21 protein-coding genes and 2 pseudogenes are annotated in these 26,241 nt (G+C 43.6%); all 23 read right to left on the reverse strand.

Annotated elements, in window-relative coordinates; translation table 11 throughout:
• Positions 1-36 precede the first annotated feature (36 nt).
• The gene (locus tag ACBP55_RS26070; RefSeq protein ID WP_464645787.1) at positions 37-405 is read right to left on the reverse strand and encodes a helix-turn-helix domain-containing protein; all 369 of its coding nucleotides are present in this window, start codon (positions 403-405) and stop codon (positions 37-39) included.
• Positions 381-1,229 (reverse strand): CdaR family protein, encoded by an 849-nt coding sequence (locus tag ACBP55_RS26075; RefSeq protein WP_464645788.1) that lies wholly within the window; start codon positions 1,227-1,229, stop codon positions 381-383. The genes ACBP55_RS26070 and ACBP55_RS26075 overlap by 25 nt, the downstream gene beginning before the upstream one ends.
• A gap of 57 nt (positions 1,230-1,286) precedes the next feature.
• Entirely contained in the window at positions 1,287-2,699 is a 1,413-nt protein-coding gene (locus ACBP55_RS26080; protein ID WP_464645789.1) for an amino acid permease, read from the reverse strand.
• Positions 2,700-2,791: 92 nt separating this feature from the next.
• Entirely contained in the window at positions 2,792-3,268 is a 477-nt protein-coding gene (gene hutP / locus ACBP55_RS26085; protein ID WP_376768269.1) for a hut operon transcriptional regulator HutP, read from the reverse strand.
• A 246-nt stretch (positions 3,269-3,514) separates the two neighbouring features.
• Positions 3,515-5,069 (reverse strand): annotated as a pseudogene (gene hutH, locus ACBP55_RS26090) (histidine ammonia-lyase).
• Between the two features lie 255 nt (positions 5,070-5,324).
• Positions 5,325-6,950: an ABC transporter substrate-binding protein gene (locus tag ACBP55_RS26095; RefSeq protein WP_464645790.1), complete on the reverse strand. Its 1,626-nt coding sequence runs from the start codon at positions 6,948-6,950 to the stop codon at positions 5,325-5,327.
• 56 nt (positions 6,951-7,006) lie between these two features.
• On the reverse strand, positions 7,007-7,882 hold the full coding sequence (gene opp4C / locus ACBP55_RS26100; RefSeq protein ID WP_464653411.1) for an oligopeptide ABC transporter permease: 876 nt from the start codon (positions 7,880-7,882) through the stop codon (positions 7,007-7,009).
• 66 nt (positions 7,883-7,948) lie between these two features.
• Complete coding sequence (locus tag ACBP55_RS26105; protein WP_464645791.1) at positions 7,949-8,899, reverse strand: ABC transporter permease; 951 nt, start codon at positions 8,897-8,899, stop codon at positions 7,949-7,951.
• Between the two features lie 13 nt (positions 8,900-8,912).
• A pseudogene (locus ACBP55_RS26110) lies at positions 8,913-9,903 on the reverse strand (ABC transporter ATP-binding protein).
• Entirely contained in the window at positions 9,857-10,894 is a 1,038-nt protein-coding gene (locus ACBP55_RS26115; RefSeq protein ID WP_464653412.1) for an ABC transporter ATP-binding protein, read from the reverse strand. The pseudogene ACBP55_RS26110 and the gene ACBP55_RS26115 overlap by 47 nt, the downstream one beginning before the upstream one ends.
• Positions 10,895-10,960: 66 nt before the next feature.
• Positions 10,961-12,445, reverse strand: coding sequence for a sodium:solute symporter family protein (locus ACBP55_RS26120; protein WP_464645792.1), 1,485 nt, complete (start codon positions 12,443-12,445; stop codon positions 10,961-10,963).
• 8 nt (positions 12,446-12,453) lie between these two features.
• Positions 12,454-12,642: a DUF3311 domain-containing protein gene (locus ACBP55_RS26125; protein WP_464645793.1), complete on the reverse strand. Its 189-nt coding sequence runs from the start codon at positions 12,640-12,642 to the stop codon at positions 12,454-12,456.
• A 4-nt stretch (positions 12,643-12,646) separates the two neighbouring features.
• On the reverse strand, positions 12,647-13,825 hold the full coding sequence (locus ACBP55_RS26130) for a M20 family metallopeptidase (protein ID WP_464653413.1): 1,179 nt from the start codon (positions 13,823-13,825) through the stop codon (positions 12,647-12,649).
• A 159-nt stretch (positions 13,826-13,984) separates the two neighbouring features.
• Complete coding sequence (locus tag ACBP55_RS26135) at positions 13,985-15,283, reverse strand: hypothetical protein (RefSeq protein ID WP_464645794.1); 1,299 nt, start codon at positions 15,281-15,283, stop codon at positions 13,985-13,987.
• A gap of 224 nt (positions 15,284-15,507) precedes the next feature.
• Complete coding sequence (locus ACBP55_RS26140; RefSeq protein ID WP_464645795.1) at positions 15,508-15,951, reverse strand: carboxymuconolactone decarboxylase family protein; 444 nt, start codon at positions 15,949-15,951, stop codon at positions 15,508-15,510.
• Positions 15,952-15,989: 38 nt separating this feature from the next.
• On the reverse strand, positions 15,990-16,898 hold the full coding sequence (sigJ, locus tag ACBP55_RS26145) for an RNA polymerase sigma factor SigJ (protein ID WP_464645796.1): 909 nt from the start codon (positions 16,896-16,898) through the stop codon (positions 15,990-15,992).
• Positions 16,899-17,309: 411 nt separating this feature from the next.
• Positions 17,310-17,711 carry a hypothetical protein gene (locus tag ACBP55_RS26150; protein WP_464645797.1) on the reverse strand — a complete coding sequence of 134 codons (402 nt, stop codon included), beginning with the start codon at positions 17,709-17,711 and terminating at the stop codon, positions 17,310-17,312.
• The gene (locus ACBP55_RS26155) at positions 17,647-18,762 is read right to left on the reverse strand and encodes an OmpL47-type beta-barrel domain-containing protein (RefSeq protein ID WP_464645798.1); all 1,116 of its coding nucleotides are present in this window, start codon (positions 18,760-18,762) and stop codon (positions 17,647-17,649) included. The genes ACBP55_RS26150 and ACBP55_RS26155 overlap by 65 nt, the downstream gene beginning before the upstream one ends.
• A complete protein-coding gene (locus tag ACBP55_RS26160; protein ID WP_464645799.1) occupies positions 18,762-20,168 on the reverse strand; it encodes a carbohydrate-binding protein in 1,407 nt (468 codons plus the stop codon). Before ACBP55_RS26160 ends, ACBP55_RS26155 begins: the two co-directional genes overlap by 1 nt.
• Positions 20,165-23,167 carry a DUF4962 domain-containing protein gene (locus ACBP55_RS26165; RefSeq protein ID WP_464645800.1) on the reverse strand — a complete coding sequence of 1,001 codons (3,003 nt, stop codon included), beginning with the start codon at positions 23,165-23,167 and terminating at the stop codon, positions 20,165-20,167. The genes ACBP55_RS26160 and ACBP55_RS26165 overlap by 4 nt, the downstream gene beginning before the upstream one ends.
• Before the next feature lie 195 nt (positions 23,168-23,362).
• Positions 23,363-24,376: a M14 family zinc carboxypeptidase gene (locus tag ACBP55_RS26170; protein WP_464645801.1), complete on the reverse strand. Its 1,014-nt coding sequence runs from the start codon at positions 24,374-24,376 to the stop codon at positions 23,363-23,365.
• Between the two features lie 55 nt (positions 24,377-24,431).
• Entirely contained in the window at positions 24,432-25,298 is an 867-nt protein-coding gene (locus tag ACBP55_RS26175) for a carbohydrate ABC transporter permease (protein WP_464645802.1), read from the reverse strand.
• Positions 25,299-25,313: 15 nt separating this feature from the next.
• Positions 25,314-26,222: an ABC transporter permease gene (locus tag ACBP55_RS26180; protein ID WP_464645803.1), complete on the reverse strand. Its 909-nt coding sequence runs from the start codon at positions 26,220-26,222 to the stop codon at positions 25,314-25,316.
• Positions 26,223-26,241 lie beyond the last annotated feature (19 nt).

Here is a 26,241-nt window from a genome sequence, read left to right on the forward strand (position 1 = left end):
CCAATAACGGGTTGGATTTTCTGTATGATATGAACGTTACAATTGAAAGGATGATCGATAGTCTGAAGGACTGCAGCCCATTTCGATTTTAAATTTACGGGTAAAATAGTTCGCGTCTTGAAAACCAACACTTGCGGCAATCTCTTGAACGGTCAATCGGGTATTTTCTAAGAAATATTTCGCTTTTTCAATACGGACCTTGTTTAAAAAGTCGACAAAACTTAAACCCGCTTCTTTTTTGAATAAATGGGCAAAATAATGGATGCTCAAACAACAATGCTGCGCAATTTCTTTTAAGAGCATTTTTTCTTGATGATGCTCTTTTATATATACGATCGCAGAACGAACGATTGGGGACACCTCTAAGGCATGATCATTCGTTACCCGCCTCGCAAGTCTCTCCAATATTCGCATAGCTTTTTAACAAATTTGTCATATCGAATGGTACTGTATAGATCTTGGAGCATTTTCGCATTCTCAGATAAAATCTCAGATGTATTTCCGCCTAAATCGACGACCATCCTTGATAAAGAGAGTACCAGATCATAGGCTTCCGACTTGAACAGGTTAATATTATGCTTATACGATTGGGCAAGCCGTTCCAATAACTCCACTAAATAAGCAATAGAGCCTTCTTCATCACCAATGCGGACACGTGACAGCAATTCGATTTTCTCCTCGTGGGTCATTAGTTTTGTCCGTCCTGTTTGACTATTACTTTGTTGATCATATTGATAAACCATCCGGTTGCCTTGAAAAAAACGGTCGATCATTGATTCTTTGGCTTCGCAAAAGGATAAGTGAAGCTTATAAGGATCATCATAATAAGTACCTATTCCTGCTGAGATGGAAAATCCTCTCGTATCTATGAAATTTTGAATTTTCCGGACTATACGGACAATAACTTGATTATTGAATGGATCCGCAGGTTGATCTGCTCCTAATTCCAAAAGGATAGCCAGCACTCCTTCTCCTACCCATACCCACAAAAAAGGCAATGTAATATTTTCATAAATCGCTTCAACCAACTGCTGCCCGATCTCAATACGCCATTGCAATGACTTATCCATGGCAAAATCAGTGAAACGATCAATGGACAAAACCATGACTACTTGAGGACGTATTCCAATTCCAAGCCGCTCACTTACTTCTTCAAAGTCCCCTTCATGGATTAACGTTCCAGAAATAAGGAGTTGAGAAAAAGCCGCTTGGGCCGTATCCAATTTCATAGTTGAAATCACCCTGCCTATCTAATCAAAAAAGGGAGATGAACTTTCCGCTCCGTTTTATTGTTCCGAATGACCAACTGTTTGCTCATATTTCTTGCGATAAAACAGATGGTAAACACCATAACAAACAATGGTAAAAGGAATTCCGTAGTAAAGAGCGATTTTTTGTTCTTTATCGAAAGCCAAACCGACTAATGCAACTAGACACAGGATAATGGCAAGAATGGGCACAAGCGGGAATAGCTTTACTTTATATTTTAAATCGTCCAGGCGGTTCCCTTCAGCCATATAGCGACGACGGAATAAATATTGGGACAAAGCAACCCCCATCCAAACGAGAATTCCGGCGAATCCTGAAATCCCACTCAGCCACAAAAATACGGTGTCCGGGGCTACGATACTTGAAATCAAGGCAACAGACGCAACGATGGCGCTTACGATCAGAGCCCGAAACGGTACGCCATTAGAAGTCAACTTACTCAGGTAAGGGCTGGCCATATTACTCTTCGACAGCGACCACAGCATACGGGAGGAGGCATATATTCCGGAGTTGCTTGCCGAAAGAAGCGCTGTCAAAATAACAAAATTCATGACATCCGCCGCAAAAGGAATTCCCATTTTATCAAAAACAAGCACAAACGGACTATCCGTAAGGCCGGCTTCGCTCCAAGGGATTAAGGAGCTTAAGATAAATACAGATGCTACGAACAAAAATAAGATCCTCCATATCGTATTTCGTGTCGCCTTCGGAATCTCTTTTTCAGGATTTTCACTTTCTCCTGCGGCAATGCCGATCAGCTCCGTTCCCTGATAGCTGAAATTAACGGCTACCATGGTCATGAATACCGGAACGAAGCCGTGTGGAAATAATCCTCCATCGTGGGTAAAGCCTGATCGAATCGGAGCCGAGCTGAGGCCTTCGAAAGGAATGATTCCCGTGATCGCGGCAATTCCTAATAATACGAACAGAGCAATCGTAATGACTTTAATGCTTGAAAACCAGAACTCGGATTCGGCAAAGAGGCTCGCCGAGATGGCATTCAACAGGAACAGGAATGCAATGATTAGTGCGATCCAAGCCCAAGGCGGGACATGAGGGAACCATCGGTTCATTAACATTCCGGCACCGACCCATTCCGAAGCGACGGCCACAATCCAGTTGATCCAATACAACCAGCCTATTGTAAATCCGGTTGCTGGACCTATAAACTTCGTTGCATAAACCTGAAAGGAGCCCGTCACCGGCATAATAACAGCCAGTTCAGCTAGACAGAGCATGACTAGATACATTAATAGTCCGCCAGACAAATAAGACAGAATCACACCGCCGGGTCCTGCTTGATTGATCAAATAACCCGTACTTACAAACAAGCCGGTTCCGATTGCGCCTCCTAACGAAATCATATACATATGCCTGCTTTTCATGGAACGTTTCAGTTGGTCGTTACTTTCCTTTATTACGCTTGCCATATGAAGAATACCCCGTTTCAGTTAATTTAGCACGGAAAGCGCTTTCATACACTTCGCAAAAAAGGGATTTCTCCCCATCACTCTTCATGTCATTAAATATGATTGTACCCAAACCCTAACACATCGTGTTCAAAGCCTTTTTTTGGAGCGCCGATCGTTCCGTAAATGCAGACACTTAACCATTCTTCGGAATATCCTGATATTTCGACCGTTCCTCTTGTAATGCAAAATGTTAGTCCCACTGTGCGTAGAATATCCCCGAATTGGACCGTACCTCTCCCAATCCCCTGAATCGCTTCTATGATGGCATGATATAATGAATGAACTTCCCGATAAGAGTTCGGATCGATAACCTTGTTCGATTTGGCGCTGGTTTCAATAGCCGTCACGACTTTTACCAAATCCATTGCGCCGACCTTTCCAATCGTATACCGGTATCCTCTTCTCTTCATTTCATTCTCAATATCCGCACCCGCCTCTTCATTGTGCAGCATGACCAAGAGTGAAGTTAGCTTTCCCATCGTATAATTACTGCAGTCGAAAAATTTTCTTTCATTAAGGTTACTCATTGATATCATCCTTTCTATTGTGTAACCTTCCCAAAAAAAACAAAAAACTTCGCATTGAAGGATGCTATTTCCTTCATGCCAAGCTCATTCTATTGACTATAGGCTAAATCGAGCACTAGTTTACTTGTCTTGATTATACCAGAGTACATCTTTCTGTCAATATCAATACTTTCCATATTTATAACGGACCGTTTAAAGCCAGAAGAAAGGCAAAAAACGGTCCTTTGCAAGTTTGAAGACACCAAGTTATTGGATTTTCACTACCTCCGACATGCTCAAAGCTACATCGGTTTGCTTCATCCAATCCGCTATCTTCTGAAAATCATGAGAGAGCACACGATCCGCATCTACGGCCGGGACAAGATTGCGGCATTGGTCATAGAGCCATTTGGTTCCATGCCCGAGCAGCTGTGGATCGCGGAAATCAGCCGCTTGAGCCCCGCACAACAGCTCAATGGCGAGAACGGCATATGCATTCTCCACGATTTGCTTCGCTTTCCTTGCGCCAATGGTTCCCATGCTCACATGATCCTCCTGATTCCCCGAAGAAGGAATAGAATCCACACTTGCAGGGTGAGCGAGCGACTTATTCTCGGAAACGACTGCCGCGGCTGCATATTGAGCGATCATAAAACCGGACTCAAGACCTCCATTTTTCGTTAAGAAAGGCGGGAGGTTCTCATTTAAGTGAGGATTGACTAGTCTTTCTATCCGCCGTTCGGAAATATTGGCCAGCTCTGATGCGCTGATGGACAGATGATCCATCGGCAGGGCAATCGGCTGCCCGTGAAAATTCCCACCCGAAATCACACGTTCTTCATCCACAAAAATAAGCGGATTATCCGTAGCCGAATTAATTTCAATTTCAAGCTTTTCGGCAATATAAGCCAGCGCATCGCGGCTTGCCCCGTGAACCTGCGGCGCACAGCGCAAGGAATACGCATCCTGCACCCTTCGTTCCCCCTGGTTCGTCATTAACTTGCTTCCGGAGGTTAACCGTTTTATATTTTCTGCAGATTGACTTTGTCCTTTATGCGGACGAATGATATGGGTTAAAGGATCAAATGCGTCCCGGACACCGAACAGCGCTTCACAAGTCAATGCAACTGTGCAATCGGCCCAGTTCGCCAGATTCATGGCATCCCGGCAGGCCAATGTGCCTACAGCCGTCATCACCTGTGTCCCGTTAATAAGAGCTAATCCCTCTTTCGCCTCCAGGGTTACTGGATCAAGCCCGGCAAGATTCATAGCCTGGCCGCCCGGGAACCGATTGCCGCGATAATAAGCTTCTCCTTCACCGACGAGTACGAGCGCCAAATGAGAAAGCGGAGCCAAATCCCCGCTTGCGCCGAGCGAGCCTTTTTCCGGAATGACAGGCGTCACCCCTTGATTCAGCATACCAACCATCAATTGGACGACCTCCGAACGAATACCGGAGTAGCCGAGCGCGAGTGCATTGACGCGCAGAAGCAGAATCGCTCTTACAATTTCGATCGAGAACGGCGTACCGATCCCGCAGGCGTGACTTCGAATGAGATTCAACTGAAGAGTTTTGACGTCATCGTCGGAAATATAGGTGTCGCTAAATTTCCCAAAGCCTGTTGTCAAGCCGTACACCACTTTTTTCTCGCTCAACAATTTTTCCACATAGGCTCTGCTCTTCGCCATTTTACGAATGCTCTCTTCTTGCAGTCTCGACCTTGGCGTTGAAGCGCGCAACCTGAACGACCTGCTCGATCGTTAATGCCCCTCCGCCCACTAATACCACATTTTGATCTTTCATCTGTTCTGTTATTAACATATCCGCACCCGCTTTACTAGTAGTATAGGTAGCGGCTTCTAATGGCTATACGCTAAAGGCCGATTCTTCTATCTTTGAAATCCTTGCCACAAACTCGTTTCTTTCCCAAAAAAACAAAAAAGAATGCACTTGGATAAGGAATCGATTGTTCCCTCATTCAAAGCTGCATTCTATTCACTAATAACTATATAGAGCTTAGTAAATATTTTACACCTTTGAAGGAGCATAGTCAACAATAATTTCAATTTATTCTGATTACTTATTAACATCCCACTCGTGTACGTTAATGAGCATACCAATTTGCTTCGGTTCACCTACAATAACCTTTTTAGATACAGCTGCGAATGGGACTTGCGCATAAATTGACGTACCTGGCGTGTCCCTTTTGAGTATTTCTTGAATCTTATCGTAAATTACTTTTCGTTTGGAAGGATCCGTTTCTTTGATTCCTTGATCAATTAGAGCATCCATTTCTTTATTGCTGTAAGCCGAAAAATTATTTACACCTCCCGTTTTGAATTCAGAACTAACGTCTGGATCTACTGTAGTAAATGATCCTAGCATCAATAAATCAAAATCATGCTTTATTGCTTTACCAACGACAGTCGAGATATCAAATTTTTCAATTTTAGCCTTAATCCCCACAGCTTTAAGGTTTTCAGCGAAAATATCAGCCGTTTGTTCTCTGACTTTATTTCCTGTAGGAACGACCATCGTTAAGGTTTTACTTGCATCCCAATTCGCTTCTTTCAACAACTGCTTAGCTTTCTCCGGATCGTAAGGAGTAATTTCTAAATTTTTATTAAAGTAAGGGTGTGTCGGTGTATAAGGACCGTCAATGACTTGGCCGAAACCTTTCAATAAGCTATCTACGATCGTTTTGCGATTTATTGCATAAACAATCGCTTGCCGTAATTTAGCATCATTTATCGTCAGTGTATTCATAATTAAAATTTGTGTATCTAACGATACGCCTGATTTGACAGTAATATTTTCCAACGTTTTCACTTTATCGTAATCTACTGCGTCTATATTGCCGATTCCAGGATAGTTCATATCAATTTCACCGCTTTGAAGCTGAGCAACCAGATTTGCGGAAGGCATTATTTTAAAGAAAAGACTCTTAATTTTAGGAGCACCCTTAAAGTAATCTGCATTAGCTTCCAACTCCACATATTGATCCTTAGCATACTTAACTAGCTTAAAAGGTCCATTCACAACGTTAGGCTTTTGCATAAACGGGTTCGTTTCAATGTTTTTCTGGTCCGCGTCTTTCAATACATGCAGTGGAAGAGTCTTAATATTTTGAGCGACTTTCTCTTTAAATAAGTTTGCATCTACCGGATTAGCCGTTTTAAATTCGAGCGTTTGAGCATCCACTTTTTTAACGCTTTTAAGCTCGGTTGTTCCTTTAGGTAATTTCCCGCCGCTATCAAAGCCATCTAGAATCGAAAAACCGTAGCTATTCTCTGAAATAACATCCGGGTTAGCGATCAGCTTTACGGTAAAAAGAACATCATCTGCCGTAACCGGCTGACCGTCTGTCCACTTCGCATTCGGCTGCAGCTTCACGGTAAAGGTTTGATTGTCTTTCGTATCAATGGTCTGTGCAAGCATGGGTACGAAATTCATTTTATCGTCGGCTTGTACCAAAGGCTGAAACAAGACATCCGTAATTGCGACTGAAGCATGGTCAACTGCATTAATAGGGTTAAAACTACCAGGGGCATTCGTAATTCCAACAATGATCTTTTTAGAGTTTGAGGCAGATTTATCTGATGATTGAGATGTATCCACTTTTGTAGTTGTGTTATTCGTACAAGCAGCAAGTAATGTGACAATAATTAAAGAAACAAATGCAATTAATACTGTTTTTTTCATGTTCGAACCCCTCCAACAAAATTAAATTTTTTCATACTCGATAGAAACTAAAAATCTTATTTAAAGCTTTTTGGATCCAACGCATCACGAAGGCCATCACCTACAAAATTAATAGCCAACACGGCAAGGACGATCATGAAGCCTGAAGGAAGCCACAGCCAAGGCTGTTCAGTCAATACCGTAATGGATTGCGCCTCCGTGAGCATATTTCCCCAGCTTGCCGTCGGCGGCTGAATGCCTAAACCCAAGAAGCTTAAGGAAGCTTCGGTAATAATGGCTCCAGCAATTCCAAATGTAGCATTAACAATAATTGGAGCTATGCTATTTGGAATAATATGACCAAACAAAATTCGCCAAGAATTAATTCCGAGGGCTACATTGGCCTTTATGTAATCCATCTGTTTCAAAGACAATACACTTCCCCTTACAAGCCGGGCGACCCCCGTCCAAGCAAATAAGGCAAGAATCAAAATAATTGAAAACATACTTGGACCGATAATACTCACAAGCACCAGCATTACCATTAATGAGGGGAACGACATAAAGATATCCGTCATGCGCATAAAAACCATATCCATCCAGCCGCCAAAATATCCGGAAACGGCACCAACCATCGTGCCAATTAACACATAAATGGCCACCGAACCAACACCAACTAAAAGCGAAACTCTGGAAGCATAAATGAGTCTGCTGAGAACGTCTCTCCCAACCGCATCCGTACCCAACCAATGTTCTGAAGAAGGAGCGGCTTGGAGAGTACTCGATACCACATAAGGATCGTGCGGTGCCAGAATAGGAGCAAAAATGGCGATGAATATCAATAAAATGAAAAAAATGAGTCCTACCACCGCAAGCCGATGTTTAAGAAAACGACTAACGATTTGCCCAAAGTAATTGCGTTCCGTCTCATATCTCTCGGTTGATTTATCCAAGGACCTGTTCTTTTCTTTCTTGTTTCTTATACTCAAATCAGCACTTGACAATGCCCATCCTCCTTTCTATTCATATTTAATTCTGGGATCTGCGGCTGAGTAAAGTAAGTCCGTTAATAGATTCGAGACGAGCACAACAATGGCAATCATGAAGTTAATGCCCATAATAACAGGGTAATCTCTGGACATAATGGACTGAATCGTTAACTGCCCAATACCCGGCCATTGAAAAATTTGCTCCGTAATTGCAGCACCGCCCAGCAAATTAGGAATTTCCAATCCAACAACAGTGATGATCGGTATTAGAGCATTGCGAAGGGCATGCTTGTTCGTAACAACAAATTCTCCTAATCCTTTGGCACGCGCTGTTCTCAAATAATCTTGTCCTAATATATCGAGAACACTTGCTCGAACGTATCTCACTTTTCTGCCTGCAATAGCAACTGCCAATACCAATGCGGGTAAAATCATATGTTTAATGATATCGCCAGCACCGCCGTCTCCGCCAAGTGAAGACATCCCTCCTGTCGGTAATACCTTTAGAACAAGCGCAAACATATAAATAAAAGCCAGACCAAGAAAAAAGGGCGGTATCGAAATTCCTAAAAAAGAAATTCCAGTAGATAGATGGTCTAAGGCAGTATTTTGTTTTAGCGCACTGCTAATTCCGATAGGGATGGCAATAAGTAAACCAATCACAAGAGCAGAACCCATTAAAAGCAGGGTTGGTCCCATTCTCTCACCGATCATTTGGCCAACAGGCTCAAAAGTCTTAATCGAGTAACCCAGATTGCCTTGAAACAATTGAGTCAGCCATTTGAAATATTGCACCCATATGGGGTCTAATAGACCCATCTTTAACTTCATAGCTTCTAAATTTTCGGGTGACGAATTCGGATTTATCATCATATCAACTGGATTTCCCGGAGCAAGTTTAACAATCATAAAATTAATAATCGTAATGCCGAATAAAACGGGGATTGCAATAAGAATTCTTCTGATCATGTAAGTAAACAAGATGTCTCACCCTCTATTCCTTTGAAAAAAAGCAGGCCACGCTATGGTCGATTCCTAGTAATTCCGGCTCTTGCTCTCGACAAATCTGCCCAGCTAATGGACACCGTGTATGAAATCGGCAACTACTCGGAGGATTAACCGGACTTGGAACATCTCCTTCTACGAGGATTCTTTCCTTTGAACGCATCCACGGGTTCGGAACCGGATAAGCTTGTAATAGTACTTGTGTGTAGGGATGCTTTGGATTTCTGAATATCTCTTCCTTACTCGCCAACTCGACAATCTTACCTAAATACATCACAGCGATTCGATCGCTAATATATTTAACAGCACCTAAACCGTGACCGATAAACAAGTAGGTAAGATCCAGTTCCTTTTGCAAATCTTTCAGCAAATTTAATATTTGCGATTGAATAGACACATCTAATGCAGAAACCGGTTCGTCGCAAACGATTAATTTGGGATTCAATGATAATGCTCGTGCAATACCAATGCGTTGACGCTGACCGCCTGAAAACTCATGCGGATATCGATTTTTATATGATTTGGGCAACCCAACCATTTCGATCAGACTGATCCACTCGCTTTTGAACATCTTCACCATGAACAATATGATGCACTTTTAACGGTTCACTCAATATATCTTTGATACGTTTTCTCGGATTTAATGAAGAAAAGGGATCCTGAAAAATCATTTGCAATTTGGGGCGAATACTCTTCATTTGCGTTTGAGAGTAAACGGATATGTTCTCTCCTTGAAAAAAAACGTTGCCGTCTGATGGGTTTTCCAAACGAATTAATGTTCTTCCGATGGTCGATTTACCGCACCCTGATTCTCCGACCAGCCCCAATGTTTCACCTGAGAAAATATGAAAGCTGACGCCGTCTACCGCTTTAACGTGTCCGACCGTTCTCGAGATAATTCCTTTCTTTATGGGGTAATACGTTTTGAGTCCTTCAACTTGTAATAACGGTGCTTGTCGTGTTTTTCCCTGCATGTTCATTAGGCACATCTTCCCCCTTTTCGATGTCCGCTTCACTCAACCAACAACGAACGGCGTGACCCTCCCCTACCCGAAAGAGGGGGGGATTTTGTAAACATTTTTCGATGACATGCGAGCATCTTGATTGAAACCTGCATCCTTGCAGCATATGAAGAAGTGATGGCACGGCCCCTGGAATTGAAACAAGTCTTTCATCCGATTCGTATTCCAAATGCGGGATTGATTTCATCAACCCTATGGTGTATGGATGCTTAGGATTTTCAAACAGCGTATAAACATCAGCTTCTTCTACAACCTGCCCTGCATACATGACCATTACCGTATCTGCCATTTCCGCAACAACACCTAAATCGTGTGTAATAAGCATCAACGCCGTCCGGTACTCCGCACGCAGATTTTTCATTAATTCGAGTATTTGCGCTTGAATCGTTACATCAAGAGCGGTTGTCGGTTCATCAGCGATAATCAACTTTGGTTTACAACTTAACGCCATGGCAATCATCACTCTTTGGCGCATTCCCCCTGATAAGGCATGGGGGTATTCTTTCATAATCGCTTCAGCGCGAGGGATTCCGACACTTTTTAACATTTCTACCGCATACGCTTTAGCATCTGAGGATTTCATTCGCAAATGAGTTTGAATACCTTCTATTAACTGATTCCCAATTGTAAAAACCGGGTTTAAAGCGGTCATAGGTTCTTGGAATATCATGGATATCTCGCGCCCTCTTATCTTTCTCATATCGCTTTCCGATAATTGAACAAGATCTTTTCCATTTAATAGAATCTTTCCTTTATTAATGCTTCCGTTTTTGCCTAACAATCGCATGACGGATAGAGATGTAACGCTTTTGCCGCAGCCCGATTCGCCCACGATAGCAATTGTCTCTCCCGGCCTTAATTGAAAGCTAACCTCGTCAACGGAAACGACTTCGCCTTGCTCCGTACGAAATGAAGTTTGCAGTCCGCATACTTCCAGTAAATTATCCATCATATCACCACAACTTTTAATAGTAGACAGCGCTTACATTTTGACTTTGCATGAGAACCTTGTGCTCTACTCCTTTGTCTCCAAAACATCGGAATCCGAATGAATATAAGTCATTTTTTTTGTCATTAGACTGACAATCACTAAGACAATGAGATTAAAAAATAAAGCGATAATTCCGTCGTTTAAGTCTTTCATTGCTTGGGGAAGATACGGAAATAGCCTGCCAATATTCATGTTCCCTAAGTCCATAAAAGAGACTAAAGCTCCACCCGTTATTATTCCTGCAAATGCTCCCTGTTTGGTCACAAAATTCTTCTTCATCAAACTGGCAAAAAAGGCAGGAGCGAGTTGCGTGATAAAATTGTAAGCAATGATAGCGATACTAAAAAGGCTGCTTCCGCCTTTAAAGGTCAAGTAAATCGCTATGAGAGAAACAAGAGGAACCAGGTACTTTACCAGTTTGGCAATCTGATAGTCCGTTGTCGATGGAGTGAATACGCGATATACATTTTTGGCAAACAATGTTGATATTGTCATCAATAGCAAAGAACTTGGTACTAAAGCGGCCAACACGCCAGTTCCGCCAATTAGGCCTACGAACCATGGATCAAAATCCTGTTTAGCAAATTGCAGCAAAATAAGATCGGCTTCTTTTCCTTTTAACTCCGGGGTCTGTAAGACAACTGCAAATCCGACAAAAAAGGCAAACAACAAAATCAATTGATACATCGGCATTAGAATGGCATTTTTACGCAGAGCCTTTTCGCTGGAGGCAGCAAAAATGGGAGAAAACCCGTGCGGCCACATATAAAATCCAATGGAGCTTAAGACAATGGTCGATATATACCACGATACGCTCATTCCTTGTTCCGGAAGTACTGCAAAGTTCGGTTTTGCTTGGTCAATAGCCTCAAACATATTTTGAAAGCCGCCGTAATAATGGATAGGAAAATAAATACCTAAAAATACGACAATGCCAAGTATCAGAATATCCTTCAAAACAGATGTCAGGGCAGAACCGTGAATACCAGAAATGATTACAAAAATGGTTACACCTATCGCTCCCACCCATATGGCGGCAGTAGATGAGATGGCTCCATAGGATGTCGCACTCACGATATATCCTAAACCTTTGAATTGCAGTACCAAGTAGCAAGTACAGGCTACAATACCAATAGCGGCAACAAGCACGCCAAGATAAGGGCTTTGATATTTTTTCACAAAAAAATCCGACTGGGATACTAATTGGTGTTTCTTTGCATACCTCCAAATAGCCGGAAATACCCAGTAGGAGATTACCGTGGCTAGACAGCCATAGGTTACGATACTAAAAATGGAACCTCCATCCCTGTAAGCTGAGCCGCTTGCACCCAAAAAAGTGAAGGTCGTATACATTTCACCTGCGGATAAAAGAAAAATGAACAGGGTTCCCATTCCTCGGCCCCCAACCGACCACTGTTCCAAGTTCATTTCTTTCCCCTTTTTTGCCCAAATACCAATTGCAACAGAAACGATGAAAAAAGACAGGATGAAAAACACAGCAATATTCATTATCAATTTCACTTCCGATTCGCGGGATCTAGTTGATATATCATCCACAGAATACCTGTGGTTAAAAAAGACCATAATACAATCCAAAAATGAAAGAACGGCATTCCAAGAACATAGGGAGTCACTTTATTTGTAAACAAGACTCCAACAACAAAGCCAAGAAACGGAATCATTCCAAGCCAATATATGGCTTTCATGCCCTTATCCCCCTAGATGTAATATTTTCAACGTTCCGTTCACCAATAACTTCACCCCGTATTGTAAAGCCTGTTCATCGAACGTAAATTTGGGGTGATGATGAGGATAAATAATCCCTTTTTCTTTATTACCGGCGCCTATTGCAACAAAAGATCCCGGGACTACTTTTTGGTAAGCAGAGAAGTCTTCACTTGCCATGGTCGGCTTCACGATCTCTCGACTTTCTTCGCCAAATAGTTCGCAGATCGTTTCGTCCATGAATCGTGTTACAACTTCATCATTAATAGTCGGAGCATAACCGAACTGATAATCCAATTCATAATTGGCTCCATGTGCTTCTGTAATCCCTTTTACAATACGTTCGATAAAGGTTGGAATCTTTTCCCGCAATTCCGGGTTAAAGCTTCGAACAGACCCGCCTATGGTTACCGTACTTGGAATAACATTGATCGCACTCCCCGCAAAGAACTGAGTCACTGAAATCACAAGAGTTTCCTGAGCATCAAGGTACCTCGAAACAATGTGCTGGATATTGGTTACGACCTGAGTCCCTATTGCAATGGGATCAATGGTTAGGTTTGGTTGCGATGCATGCCCCCCATTACCCACAATTGTCATTTTAAAAGTATCTGCTCCAGCCATCATCGGACCGTAGCTCAAACCAATTTTCCCTAAAGGCAGCGTCGACATCAGATGGGCACCGATGATCATATCCACCCCATCAAGCACACCGGCTTTAACCATCTCTTGGGCACCACCAGGCGGTAGTTCCTCTGCATGTTGAAATAAAAAGCGCACTTCCCCCTTAATTTGATGCTTTAGCTGTGCAAGTATCTTTGCCACGCCAAGCAGTATCGCGGTATGGCCATCATGACCGCAAGCATGCATGACACCTTTATTTTGCGACACAAAGTCAAAATCATTCTCTTCATCAATTGGAAGCGCATCCATATCCGCTCGAAGTGCAAGCACCTTCCCAGGCTGCTGACCTATCAAACGAGCCATAACACTCGTTTTTGTCGGACGTGAGATTTCCAAATCACCAAAGCTTTGCAGCGTTTCATAAACAAATTGGGCTGTTTTTTCTTCATGAAAAGACAACTCGGGATACTTATGCAAATATCTTCGCCATCCAATCACTTCCTCTTTTATAACATTAGTTAAATCATGAATCATTGTCATTTGAGACACCTATTTTCAACTCCCTTTTTTAAACTTACTTCATATTAATTAATTTAGGATGTATTAAGGAAATAATTCCTTAAATGAAGTATAGTATTTCTTAAGTTTAATTTCAATATATTTTTGAAAACAAAAAAAATAAGCACCCATCCTGAGTGCTTACAATAATCGATAAATTTTACTTGGCCTTCCACGTGTGGCATGCGCTTCTTGGCCAATGCATTTTGCTAAATCAACATCGCACAAATCCGTAACAATACGCCGAACATTGCGCTCTGTCATGTCAAGATGTGTCGATAAGTCCTTTGTTGTAAAATCGCGCCATCCCATTTTTTGGATGAGAGCCAATATTTTTTTATACGTTTTTACACTTATATTCGCATTTTTCAACTTTTCAATAAGGACTTCATTTTGGGTGCGGCTGGCATATTGCAGAACTTTTTTTTGGCCGGGTGATTCGATAATATTTCCATCATCTTGAACAATCACAATTTCGCGCTGCTTCATCACCTTTGAATGTTGGATAGCACGAAAAGCATTGATTTCCGCAGAATAAGCAGTATCTCCAAAGCCAATTCCAACGGCAACGGTTGAATCTGCTTCAAAAGCCAATTTTTGAACGGTCTCTTCGAGTGTAATAATTTCTCGTTCAATAGCCCCGCGGGAACTAAAAATCATGTATCTACCGTTTCCCTTTTCCGAAAAAGAACCATTTATTTTTTCACCAAGTTGAATCAACATTTCTTTTAGCCGGAACTCCAAGTACTGTAAATGATAAGGAGTTCTCATTTCCTCTGCCACTTTGTTAAAATATTCAACTTCAATGATTTCAACACCAATTTGTGTGTCTTTAAAGTAGGAAGTTTTTACTTTTTCTGAAAGAATCCGAAGCGTTTGCAGGATTTCCATCCTACTCATCGACATCCGGTAGGCTGGAATACCCTTTTCCTTTAAAGCTTCACACACGGATGGAAAACAAGATATTGCACCTTCTGTTTTTCCCTCATTCCATAAATTTAAGTGAAAATGTAACAAATCATTCGTATCAACATCTAACTCAAACACTTTCGTATAAATCTTTGGGAGTTTTATATTTAACTGTAACAATGCTTCTTCGCTAATATTGTTAGATGACATCGTATCAACGCTTAGCTGCTTAATAGTTTTCCCTTGTTCATAGATCATCTCTATAAAAGATTTATAAAAACCCGATTCCGCAGCAGGAACATGGACCATTATTTTATCTGTACCTAGCGTTTTTTTTGCAATTTCATAGGGAAGTGGACCAGAAAACAGCCATGCGTGTACGTGAGAATTATGCTCTATTACAATTTTCTCTATCTCTTCGGTGTTTACATAAGGAAAAGAGATGAATTCCAGGTCACGTTTATATTCTTCTGCCAAATCTAAAATCTGCTTTATAGAAGTTTTTAGACCAACTATTCCGATTTTATACATGCGGTTTTCGACTTCCTTTATCAGCTGTGATAAATTCATTTAATTTTATATAGGATAGTACTGTCATTATAAAGTAAGTCATGAGTTATTCCAATATCCTCGTAAGATCAAAGAATTCGCGATGTTCGATCTCTCAATCTTTTATTCTATTAATGGGGGACTCGCAGTTTGGACGAAAAAGAAAATCCGCCATTTAGGCGGATTTTAATCGGACTATTTTCTTATCACTCGGCAACAGGGAACATTCCGGTAGAAATGGCTATGCGGTTCCAAGCATTAATCGTATTGATCGCCATGATAAGCGTCACATATTCCTTTTCATCAAAATGCTCCCGCACTTTCTCATAAACAGCTTGTGGTACACCATTTTCCGAAATTCGGGTCACGGTTTCTGTCAACTCCAACACTGCTCGTTCTTTGTCGGAATAAAAAGGGGCTTCGTGCCACGCAGTAAGTAAATTAATCCTTTGCTGGGTTTCACCCATGTTCCGCAGATCCCTTGTATGCATGTCGATGCAATAAGCGCAACCGTTGATTTGTGACGCTCTTATTTTGATAAATTCATATAACTTTGCATCTAAACCGCTTGTTTTAATAAAACCCTCCAGCTTCAGCATCGTTTGCAATGCTTCTGGATTTACTTTGCTATGCGTTAATCTAACTTCCATGTGTATCTCCTCCATAAATGATTAATTTAGGTTTGCCTCTATAAGACAAATATATTCGGAGATTTGTGACAATCCAGCACGGAAGAAATATGTTGAAGTTTATCTGGATTCAAAATCTGAAAAACCTGATTTGCTTGAAACTGATTCTCATCCATATCAAAACATATAACCATATCAGCGATTTGATCCTTTACAAGTACAAGACCGGTTTGACCGTTGATGAGAATTGGAAGCCAATTCCCCTGCAGCGAACCTTTTGCTGCAATACCTTCGAAGAGGCCCAATATACGTTGCTTGCCGAAAATGGTTTTGAGCGCTGTTCGTCTTTTTCCACCGCCATCTGAAATCAACACGGCATCATCGGTCAGCAAGGAGACAAAGTCCTTAAAATTCCCCGTATGGACAGCATGCAAAAATTTCTTTACAAGTGGTTCTGTCTCCCCCAGTTCTCCCAAATTCCGCTCCTTCCCTTGGTTAACTTTCACTTTGGCTCGACTATAGATTTTACGGCAATTGATTTCCGTTTTATTTAGCATGTCTGCGACCTCGCCGTACTCATAGCCAAGCACTTCTCTCAGTACGAATACAGCTCTCTCCACAGCTGATAATTCTTGCAGCAGTACAAGGAAAGCATAGGAAATGGTTTCGTCTTGAACGACCTGTCCCATGGGATCATAGTTGTTTACCATAACCATCGGTTCGGGCAGCCAAGCTCCAACGTAAATTTCTCTTTGCTTGCTAGCCGATTTTAAGTAATTTAGGCAGCGGTTGGTCATCATTTTGACTAAATAAGATTTCAGGTTGCTGATAGTATCCATATCTAACGTTTTTAGGGAAGTAAACAGATCCTGCACCATATCTTCCGCGTCTGACACAGAACCTAGCATCCGGTAACCTACTGAGAATAGTAGATGTTTATACGTGCGATAAATCGTTTCGAAGTCCATAAGAGCCATATATCTCCAATCTTTTATATTATTTTCCTACTTTTAAAGTATAACGATTATTCAAGCCATCATCCTAAGTTTAGAACCCAGCTTATTCGGTGGCAATAGAAAATCTAAAGATAACCTAACGATCGTCCAGAACTTTTAAATGCTTAAACCAGAACTATCTCAGGTACTACATAAGAATATCACAATCTAGAAATAGATGAATTTAGAACCTATTATATAGTAAAAAAAACGCAATAACCTGTTATAACAGGTCATGCGTTTTTTCTATGAGCGCATATTTCCGGTTCATGACTTATGAAAGCGAGATCACTTTTTGAAAGTTATCTTGCTCAGTAACCCCCTCTTGGCCAGTATAGCAGCAGCCAGGTTCGTCTGCGCGTTCTGGCTATCGTAAGGCTATACTCACAGCTGGAATAGTATCGTTGGATTTGTTGCGATGTTATTTACGCTTTCCTTGTGAGTTCCTCCATATGTCACACTAAACGTATAGGAACCAGACAACAATTCCTTGTTAATCTCTCCGTTGTTTGTAGTTCCGAAAGGCCTCCAGCTTCCTGCATAATAGCTTACTATGCCGCCTACCAGTGGATTCCCTTGGCTATCCTTCAACTGCACCTTAACGTTGATCGTCTGGAAGACAACCACAGGATCGGTTCCAATATTTTGTACCTTTTCGTTGTGTGTTCCTTCATAAGTCATGTCAAACGTATAGGAGCCAGGCAATAATTCCTTGCTGATCTCACCGCTGTTTGTAGTTCCGATAGCCCGCCAGTCTTCCTGCATAATAGCTTGCACTGCCAACATCCAGCGGATTCCCTTGGCTATCCTTCAATTGCAGCTTGACTTTAACCGTCTGGAACACAACCACGGCATCGGTTTCCGTACTCTGTACCTTTTCTTTGTGTGTGCCTTCATAAGTCATATCGAACGTATAGGAGCCAGGTAATAATTCCTTGCTAATCTCACCGCCGCTTGTAGTTCCGATAGCCCGCCAGCTTCCTGCATAATAGCTCGCACTGCCGACATCCAGCGGATTTCCTTGGCTATCCTTCAATTGCAACTTGACTTTAACCGTCTGGAACCCAACCACTGCGTCGGTTCCCGTATTCTGTACCTTCTCCTTGATCGTACCTTCATATTTCATCGAGAAAGTGTAGCTTTTATTTGGCAATGCTTTACTTACTGATCCGGAGGCATCCGTTATGCCAAAATCCTTCCATCCTCCGTCGTAGTAACTGACTTCCCCTCCACTGAGTGGATTTCCGCTGCTGTCTTTGAGTTGAACCTTAACAGCTGTCGACGACAGCGTAAAGCCAACCATTTGTGGAGACTCAACATTCCCTGCTTGATCCGTTGACTTATAACTCATGCTGATCTGGCCTTGCTTATCAAACGTAATCGGCGACGCATAAAGCTGCCAGGTAGTCCCGTAATCCAGACTGTACTCGGTTTTGGCTACACCCGATAAGCTATCGATGCTATTCAAGTTAACCGTGACAGGACCTGCGTACGTCCCGTTCGGTCCATCCGGCAGCAAACGCGATACGCTTGCTGTAGTAACTGGAGCTATTTTATCGATATTACTTACCACATAACTAGCTTCATTGGATACGTTGCCTGAGGCATCCGCTGCTCTTGCATACAAGGTGTTATTGTCCGAAACGGCGATAGGACTTGTGTATGCTGTCCATGCACCGCCCGAGCCTAGTTTATATTGTTTCACTGCTGCGTTAGTTGGATAGCCGATCGTTACGGTGACGTCCGTGTTGGTCGACGTTGTCTTATCTGCAGTAAAGGTAGGATCAGACGACTGGGATTTGACCAAGCCTACCCAGTCCAAATTCATCGCCCCCATTACGTCCCACATCTTGAGTTCAACAGGTCCCGCAGGCAGATTCGTTCCGGAATGGATAGTCGACGCTCTCCAGTATTCCGCTTCGTCCCCCAGTCCGTCGTAGTCGGCGCTTCTGCAGAATAGAGTTGAGAGCCTAGTTTAATCAATCGCGTCGTAATTCCGTTGGTTAAATCCCAACCACCTACATATTTCATCACGATATCGTATTTACCGGCTTCAGGAACATTCAGCACCCATGAAATACTTTGACCGGGGTTGCTCCATCCGCTTACGCCTTTCCCCCCTGATAAAAACGGACGTGTGCTGTAAATGGATAACGCTCCACCGTCGGAATCACTGAAGCTTTCGGCTTCCGCAAAAACATCCAGACCGCCCTTCACGGTATCGTAATCGGCCGTAGCGTCGGCTGGTGTTTTGGCTCCCGAGCCAGCGCTGCGCAGCTTCAGGGTTCCGCTTTGGTTAGGTACAATGATCTTCGCACTTGCTCCTAAGAACATTACTGGCTTCACGCCGCCGATTGCCTGGAAGATAAGGCCACTTGGAGCTTCAAGAACTTCGTACAGGCCGGCGGTATTGCTCAATGCTCCCCATGCGGAAACACCCCCGTTTCCGTTGCCGTAGGCTGACAACGTTACCGTTGATGCCACACCATTAATCTCAACCGGCAAGGACACTGCGGCCATTGGAGCCGGTGCTGGGACATTGCTCAATCGAAGCTGATGCTGACCCGGTTCAACATTTACTGTTAATGTGCCGGCAGATGCAACCCAATGGACACCGCGTGCATAAACGGCTGCCGTCACGCTGCCACCTTGCGGAATACTGCGGTACGATTCATCAAGAATAGTTGTAATACCAGGCTTTTGCAGGCTCACTTGCGTTGCCTTCGTACCGGTGATGGACAGCTCGTCGCCCGATAGTGCGATTGTCACCGGTTGTGTGCTGCTGATCAGAGTTACTTCGTTCTTGATCAACTGGGTCCCGCCAACTAGCAGAATTGAATCTCCTTTTACAGTAGCAGCAATGCCTTCGAACTGAATGCTGCCGGTATCGACGACACCGCTTTGCGCCTTGCGAACATAAACATCCGTCCCATCGTTGAAATGTAGCTTCCGGTACGTGCTGTAATCTTCGCTTACAATATTCTCCGGAGTGGAATCCACACTGTAGGGTACATACGTGGAGACGATCGTCGCATAATCCGTTTTTGGAGTTGTAAACCCGGCATGAAGTCGTGTAAGACCAATAAATGGCCTATTTGCATTTGTTGGAGGCAGTTCTTCGCCATTAACGCCGAGATACTTGTCTGTGATCGACGCCGTCAGATTCGGATAGTACAGTCTCACTTTCATCGCAGCCTTGTTTTTGACGATCGTCGCTCCACTCTGATCCGCATCCAGCGTCATCTGCTTATCGGCGTGCAGCCAATATTCGAAGCTGGAACCGCCCGCTCCCGGGCTTTCAAATTATCGACGACCACGAATGCGCCCGGCTTCACATAAATGATGCTGCGCTGAGCCTGGTCCAGGCCGATTTTGCTTGAATCGATGTTGTAGGCCACTGTGGCGTCACCCACCGCAGCGTCGAAATCCTTGTTGGTCGCGAAGCCTGTGATTTGACCCGAGGCTTTCATATCCCAATTTTTTTGTCCTTTTTTGCCATCGTACGTAATCGCATTTTTGGCAAACGTTTGTTTGGCATAATCCGAATGATGAGGATTCCCGAAATCATCATAAAATCCGCCGTCTACCGCAAGCTCCTCGCCGAATGCGTTGATGATGATCCCGTTTTGATCCGCATGGCTATGATTATAGCTGCCGAAAGGACTGGATCTGAAATAGAGTGATATTCGCTTAGGATCATACAGACTGGAATGCATGGCAACCGAACCGATGGTATCGAAATATTTGGCCGTCGGCATCTCTACGGGGGGACGCGCTATCAAGCTGCTGTCGGCATATAGATAGCTGACCCAGTCACTAGGATCGTACGTATTCATCTGCGCATACCACTGCATCACCGGATTTTGGAGCATCTGTGCGTTTCGCGTAATACTTTCAGAGGAATAAGATCTATCCATTTCGTTGATAGAGTCGCCGAATTCGCCAGATTTCTGGCCGACCGGGAACATGTAGAACGGGAACCAGGACTCGTTGCGTGAAAATGCCTTTTGATAAGCATTAAAGTCTGTCGCCGCATAGAGTACATCCATGAACAACTTGTTGCTGAGGGTAGAATATTGCCAATAGCCGATTCCATTGCCCCAGCCGCCGTCTTCTCCTCCCCATGGCGGCAGTAGATTAATGTAAGTTGGAACGATCTTGTTGAACCATTCCTGTGCTTTCGCCGAAGTGACGGTACCGTTGACGTTGATGTGGTCATGCAGGAGGGACATAGCAATGATGCCTAAGTAACCATACACAGTCCAGCCATGGGAATCGTAGGGCTTTGTAGTGATTGGTAAATCATCGTACAGAACATCATCAGCAATCGTTTGGGCTCTGTCCATAATCATCGTTAAAGCTGTCATTTTATCCTGTGGGTTAAGACGGTCGTAGATCCAGTCATAGGCCATGGCGCTTTGCAATGCGATATCCCGATGGATCTGGTCATTGGCCGCATAGGAAGTTGGACCTACCTTTGTTCTCCAAGTTGAGAGATTCAGCAGCCTCGCTTTCGCGTAGTCCCCGTACGCAGCATTACCGGTGATCAAATAAACGAAGGCGGCATTCATCATTTTACTCGTTTCCGCGCCTGCTTGAGCACGTGCTGAGCCGTTAACGTCCACCATCGGTTCAGCCGTCAAAACCGTGTCATTCAGATTGACTTTCGAGAAAACTTTATCATAAGTTAACTTGCCGTCACCATCTTTCCTCGAACGAAATGTACTCAAATTGGAAGGATTCGTCAGGATACGCGGATGAGAGGTCGACACGTTATTCATCAGCTGTGAAACAGGCGGCACCGGGAACGGTACGGCATTCGCATCGATACGGAATTTGCGAATATCACTCCAATTCGACCAGCCTGCCGGTTTATGAAACCTCACCCTCCAGAAGTACGATTGACCTGCCACAAATGGTTGCGGGAAATTATAGTAGTTGATAGCGATATCGTTCTTTTGGTAGACGATATTATTGAACGCGTTGTCATTTGCCACTTGCAACTCATACAAATCCCCACCTGCTATGAATGGCCAACCGAAATCTGGTGGATTCTGAGTCGTTACGAAATCATTGCCCGGTTGAAAGTGCCTTGTTTCGGACGGTTCGAGTACAGTTGGCCATATAAGCGTTCCTGGCGGTGGCGTTGACGATGGCGTTGGCGTGACTGTCGGAGTAGGCGTCGGTCCCGGGGTTGCATCGGATGCCGTCAACGATGCTTGATCGAAATATACATCGGCTTTCCTTACGCCAGGCGTAGACAATTCCATCTGTACATCTGTCGTACCGGCAGGTGGTACAGCCGATAAAGTCAAGGTTTCCCAGCTGCCCGTGACCGTTGACTGCGCTTCCATATATTGTTGGCCAGAGGACCCGATAAAGTGCATAATCAGAATCCCGTTGCCCGACAGCACATTGGTTTTCACGGTTGCCGTATACGTTTTGTTGGAAACGACAGGAATCGTCGGACTTTTTACGCTGTAAGCGTCCGTTGCTGAGCTATCGGCGATGTGCAGCGTCTTCCAACCGTGAGCCAAATAGACAGAGGTGCTGACCGCAGTGATGCTGGATGACAGCCCATGGTCAATCGCTGTCCATCCCGTTGGCCTTGAACCCGACGTTGCTTCAAAGCTCGGATTGAGGAGCAGCTCGGTTGTCTTAAACGATACGTCGTCCAAATAAGCAGTGCCGGTGCCAGTGCCGTTATTGGCGAAGCTCGGAATGCCAATAACAATCTGTATATTCACGGTATTGGATGGCGGTGTATCGCTAACCTCAATCGTCTGCCAGTCCGCAGCGGGCAATTTGGATGCAACTTTTTGCGTGAAACCATTGTTTCTATCGAAATAACGGACAAGCATGGAAACTCCGCCATCCACAATTTTCGCTTTGACGCTGGCTTGGTAGGAGGTTCCCGGGGAATAGGGCATCATTTGACTTACAATTCCCGCTCCTGCAGTTGACGTAGTGTCCGTGAGCTTCACACTGCGTACCCCTCCCGTAGCCTGGTCGGTAACCGACTCTACTGATATGCCAGTTGTATTTTCGAATATCGTCCAGCTTGAAGGCATGCTTCCAGACACCTGCTCAAATCCAGGATTGACGAGCAGCTCAGGTCCCAGGACCGGGTTACTGCCGGCCGCGCTGGCGAATTGAAAAGAAAACAAATTCAGAATCAGACTTATTCCCAATACGAATACAATACATGTAGAAATTTTGCGCTGCCAATAATGATTGACCAAATGGATTCGCCTCCTACTTTTTCAAATTGCCGTCTCGATACGAATGCTACTTCCTTCCATTTCTAAGTTAGACTAGTGAAACCCACACAATGAATGCGTTCTCAATTCTCCCCTCCTTTCAAATCCATCGGATGAAACAAACCGCCGCCAGATCAATCAACTGAACGGCGGAATGTTCATCTTTTCTTACCATGCCTATTTCATTGCAAACCGGAACATCTCTTCGAATAAAACGAAGTGGCTATCAAGAATTTCATCAGCTGTCAGTTTAACTCCCGGCGCTTCAAGTCCCATGTTAGATTCGAACGTCATACTCAAACCACCGCATGTATGATGGAGAGCTGATGTCAAATTAAATGACGGACATGCGGGTTGTTCCCCATCCACTACGACTTGATTCTGTAAGCTAAACGGAAGCCCCTGCCTCCTATATGCAGCTTCGATACTCGAATTAAATGCCTGCTGCCTCTTCATGATTAGGTAAGGTAAATAATGAATCGCAGGAAAGTGAATTTCAGTATTGGCTCCACCGTGCAACAATACAGAGAAATCGACCGCTTCTCTCTCCGACAATCCGAGCAACGCCCCGGTCTCCTTTGCCATCGGAGCAAAGAAATTGTCATGCATCATGTTGATGCCATCATCATTAAAGTACGATCCCAAAAAGTCGGAAGCATCTTTGATCGGGTGAACAGCCTTACAGTCTGGCCATCTACATAGCGTGCCGTCTTTCCAAGAGCCTTGCATGTAATACACAAACTGTTCATAAGGCACATCAATCAATGTATCAACAGGGAGTCGAGCTCGACCGTCAGGATTCATACAGGGAATAAGCAGAAGCCTGAAACGATGCGCATTTTCGTATAGATAATCGTTCCTCCTCCCCCGATAATCGACCCCCATCTCCAGTAAATGGATCAGATTCATGACTCCGACGATCCCTTCGAGCTCGCCTCCATGTATGCCGCCTACAATAAGAAGAACCGGTTTGGCGTCCAAGCCTTTGCGCGCATAATGCTCAGGGTCCATCGCGCCGCAAGCCGAATTATAATTGGCTCGTCGACCGAAGTCCTCTTTCAAACCGTATTCCACCATATAAATGTCTCTATCGCCTGCCGAAGATGTCAATACGCTTGCATTCCCCTTTGAAACAGTTGACATACATTCCTCTATCTCTACTAATCTACTCTTCCAAAATGATTCAACCATTATCCACCTCCTCCCTTATACTGCAAAATTAAAATTTTTCCGAAGAGGCCATCACTCAACCTTTTACGGAACCAATCATGGCACCTTTAACAAAGTGCTTCTGAATAAAAGGGTAAACCATCAGAATTGGTAGTGTGCTAACGAGAATAACCGTATACTTCAGCGATTCCAATACGAGCGCCTTATTCCCGATGGCAGAACTTACGGTATTTTCTTCGACTTGACCAATCAGGACGATATTCCGAACCGCTACCTGGAGCGGGAACAAGTTTGGATCCCGTAAATAGAGAAGCGCGGAGAAGAAGTTGCCCCAAATCGCCACAGCGTAGAATAACGAGATCGTCATCATCACGGGCTTCGTTAAAGGGAGAACGATTCTTAGCAGGATGCCAAAATTGGATAACCCATCTATTCTACCGGACTCCTCGAGCTCCCGAGGAATTCCTTGAAAAAATGTGCGCATGATGATCAGGTAATAGGAAGACACAAGTCCTGGCAACACCATTGCCCATATCGTATTCAACAAACCATAACTGCGTATAACGAGATAAGTTGGAATCATGCCGCCGTTGAACAGCATAGTGAATACGATCATCAGCATAAACGTTTTACCGAATACTAGATTTTTTCTGGACAATGCATAAGCTCCCATCGTTGTGAATATCAGCGAGAGCGTAGTTCCTAGCACCACATAAATGATTGTATTTTTGTAGCCAACGAGAATACGTTTGTCCCTTAGAACAGCAGTATATGTATCAAATTTGATACCTTTGGGCCATAGAGTAATTTCATTTTTAAGTACATACTCCGAAGAACTTATGGAAACCGCTGCCATATGGATGAAAGGAAACAGCATGGAGCAAACGACGATTCCCATCAACAGAACATTAACAATATCGAAAAGACGAATACGCTTATTCATACAATAGCTTCTCCCTTACCATAAGCTGGTTTCCCCTAATCTGCGGCTAATCTTATTGCTTATATAAACAAGCAGAAAACCGATGACACCCATGAATAAATCGATCGCCGTAGCATAGCTAAATCCACCTTGTATAATACCAACCCGGTACACATATGTGGCGATAACGTCCGAAGTGTCGTAAGTAGCTGCATTGGATAGCAGAAATACCTTTTCAAAACCAATTTCCAGTACATGACCGATCTGCAAGATGAACAGGATAACAATAGCCGGCGCAATCCCCGGCAATGATACATGCAAGGTTTGCTTCCACCTACCTGCGCCATCCATTTTTGACGCCTCATACAGTTGTGGGTCAATTGTTGTTAAGGCCGCTAGATAGATAATGGAGCCCCAGCCAACCTGCTGCCATACTTCTGAGCTGATGTAGATCGTACGAAACCAATCTGCCTGCTGTAAAAAATCGATAGTTGGGAGCCCGAGCCCTTGCATCGCATGGCTGATCCAACCAGTGCTCGGGGATAATAGCATGACAATCATGCTAGAAACCACTACACTGGACAAAAAATGGGGAAGATAGCTAACCGTCTGTACGAATCGTTTGTATATTGAACTCCTAAGCTCATTAAGCAAAAGGGCTAGAATGATCGGTGCAGGAAATCCAAAAAAGAGATTATATCCCCCAAGGAGAATCGTATTCTTGATAATGACTAAGGCATCACGGTTTTCGAAGAATATCTTGTAATGTTTAAATCCAACCCATGGACTCGCCAAAAATCCCTTAAACATATTGTAATCCAGGAAAGATATACTAATGCCGAACATAGGAACATACTTGAACAGGATGTAATAGATCAACACAGGTGCCAGCAGAAGCACATAGGTCTGATCACGCTTCAACTGCCTGAAGATGGATAGCTTCATACAGTGTCTCCTTCCAAAA

The organism is Paenibacillus sp. WG02 (assembly GCF_055396115.1).

Coding starts and splice junctions, on each gene's coding strand:
- ACBP55_RS26075 (WP_464645788.1), bottom strand. CDS start 1,229: ATGAAATTGGATACGGCCCAAGCGGCTTTTTCTCAACTCCTTATTTCT.
- ACBP55_RS26080 (WP_464645789.1), bottom strand. CDS start 2,699: ATGGCAAGCGTAATAAAGGAAAGTAACGACCAACTGAAACGTTCCATG.
- hutP (WP_376768269.1), bottom strand. CDS start 3,268: ATGAGTAACCTTAATGAAAGAAAATTTTTCGACTGCAGTAATTATACG.
- ACBP55_RS26095 (WP_464645790.1), bottom strand. CDS start 6,950: ATGAAAAAAACAGTATTAATTGCATTTGTTTCTTTAATTATTGTCACA.
- ACBP55_RS26115 (WP_464653412.1), bottom strand. CDS start 10,894: ATGGATAATTTACTGGAAGTATGCGGACTGCAAACTTCATTTCGTACG.
- ACBP55_RS26120 (WP_464645792.1), bottom strand. CDS start 12,445: ATGAATATTGCTGTGTTTTTCATCCTGTCTTTTTTCATCGTTTCTGTT.
- ACBP55_RS26125 (WP_464645793.1), bottom strand. CDS start 12,642: ATGAAAGCCATATATTGGCTTGGAATGATTCCGTTTCTTGGCTTTGTT.
- ACBP55_RS26130 (WP_464653413.1), bottom strand. CDS start 13,825: ATGACAATGATTCATGATTTAACTAATGTTATAAAAGAGGAAGTGATT.
- ACBP55_RS26135 (WP_464645794.1), bottom strand. CDS start 15,283: ATGTATAAAATCGGAATAGTTGGTCTAAAAACTTCTATAAAGCAGATT.
- ACBP55_RS26140 (WP_464645795.1), bottom strand. CDS start 15,951: ATGGAAGTTAGATTAACGCATAGCAAAGTAAATCCAGAAGCATTGCAA.
- sigJ (WP_464645796.1), bottom strand. CDS start 16,898: ATGGACTTCGAAACGATTTATCGCACGTATAAACATCTACTATTCTCA.
- ACBP55_RS26150 (WP_464645797.1), bottom strand. CDS start 17,711: ATGTTGGCAGTGCAAGCTATTATGCAGGAAGACTGGCGGGCTATCGGA.
- ACBP55_RS26155 (WP_464645798.1), bottom strand. CDS start 18,762: ATGGGGGCGATGAATTTGGACTGGGTAGGCTTGGTCAAATCCCAGTCG.
- ACBP55_RS26160 (WP_464645799.1), bottom strand. CDS start 20,168: ATGACGCTGGATGCGGATCAGAGTGGAGCGACGATCGTCAAAAACAAG.
- ACBP55_RS26170 (WP_464645801.1), bottom strand. CDS start 24,376: ATGGTTGAATCATTTTGGAAGAGTAGATTAGTAGAGATAGAGGAATGT.
- ACBP55_RS26175 (WP_464645802.1), bottom strand. CDS start 25,298: ATGAATAAGCGTATTCGTCTTTTCGATATTGTTAATGTTCTGTTGATG.
- ACBP55_RS26180 (WP_464645803.1), bottom strand. CDS start 26,222: ATGAAGCTATCCATCTTCAGGCAGTTGAAGCGTGATCAGACCTATGTG.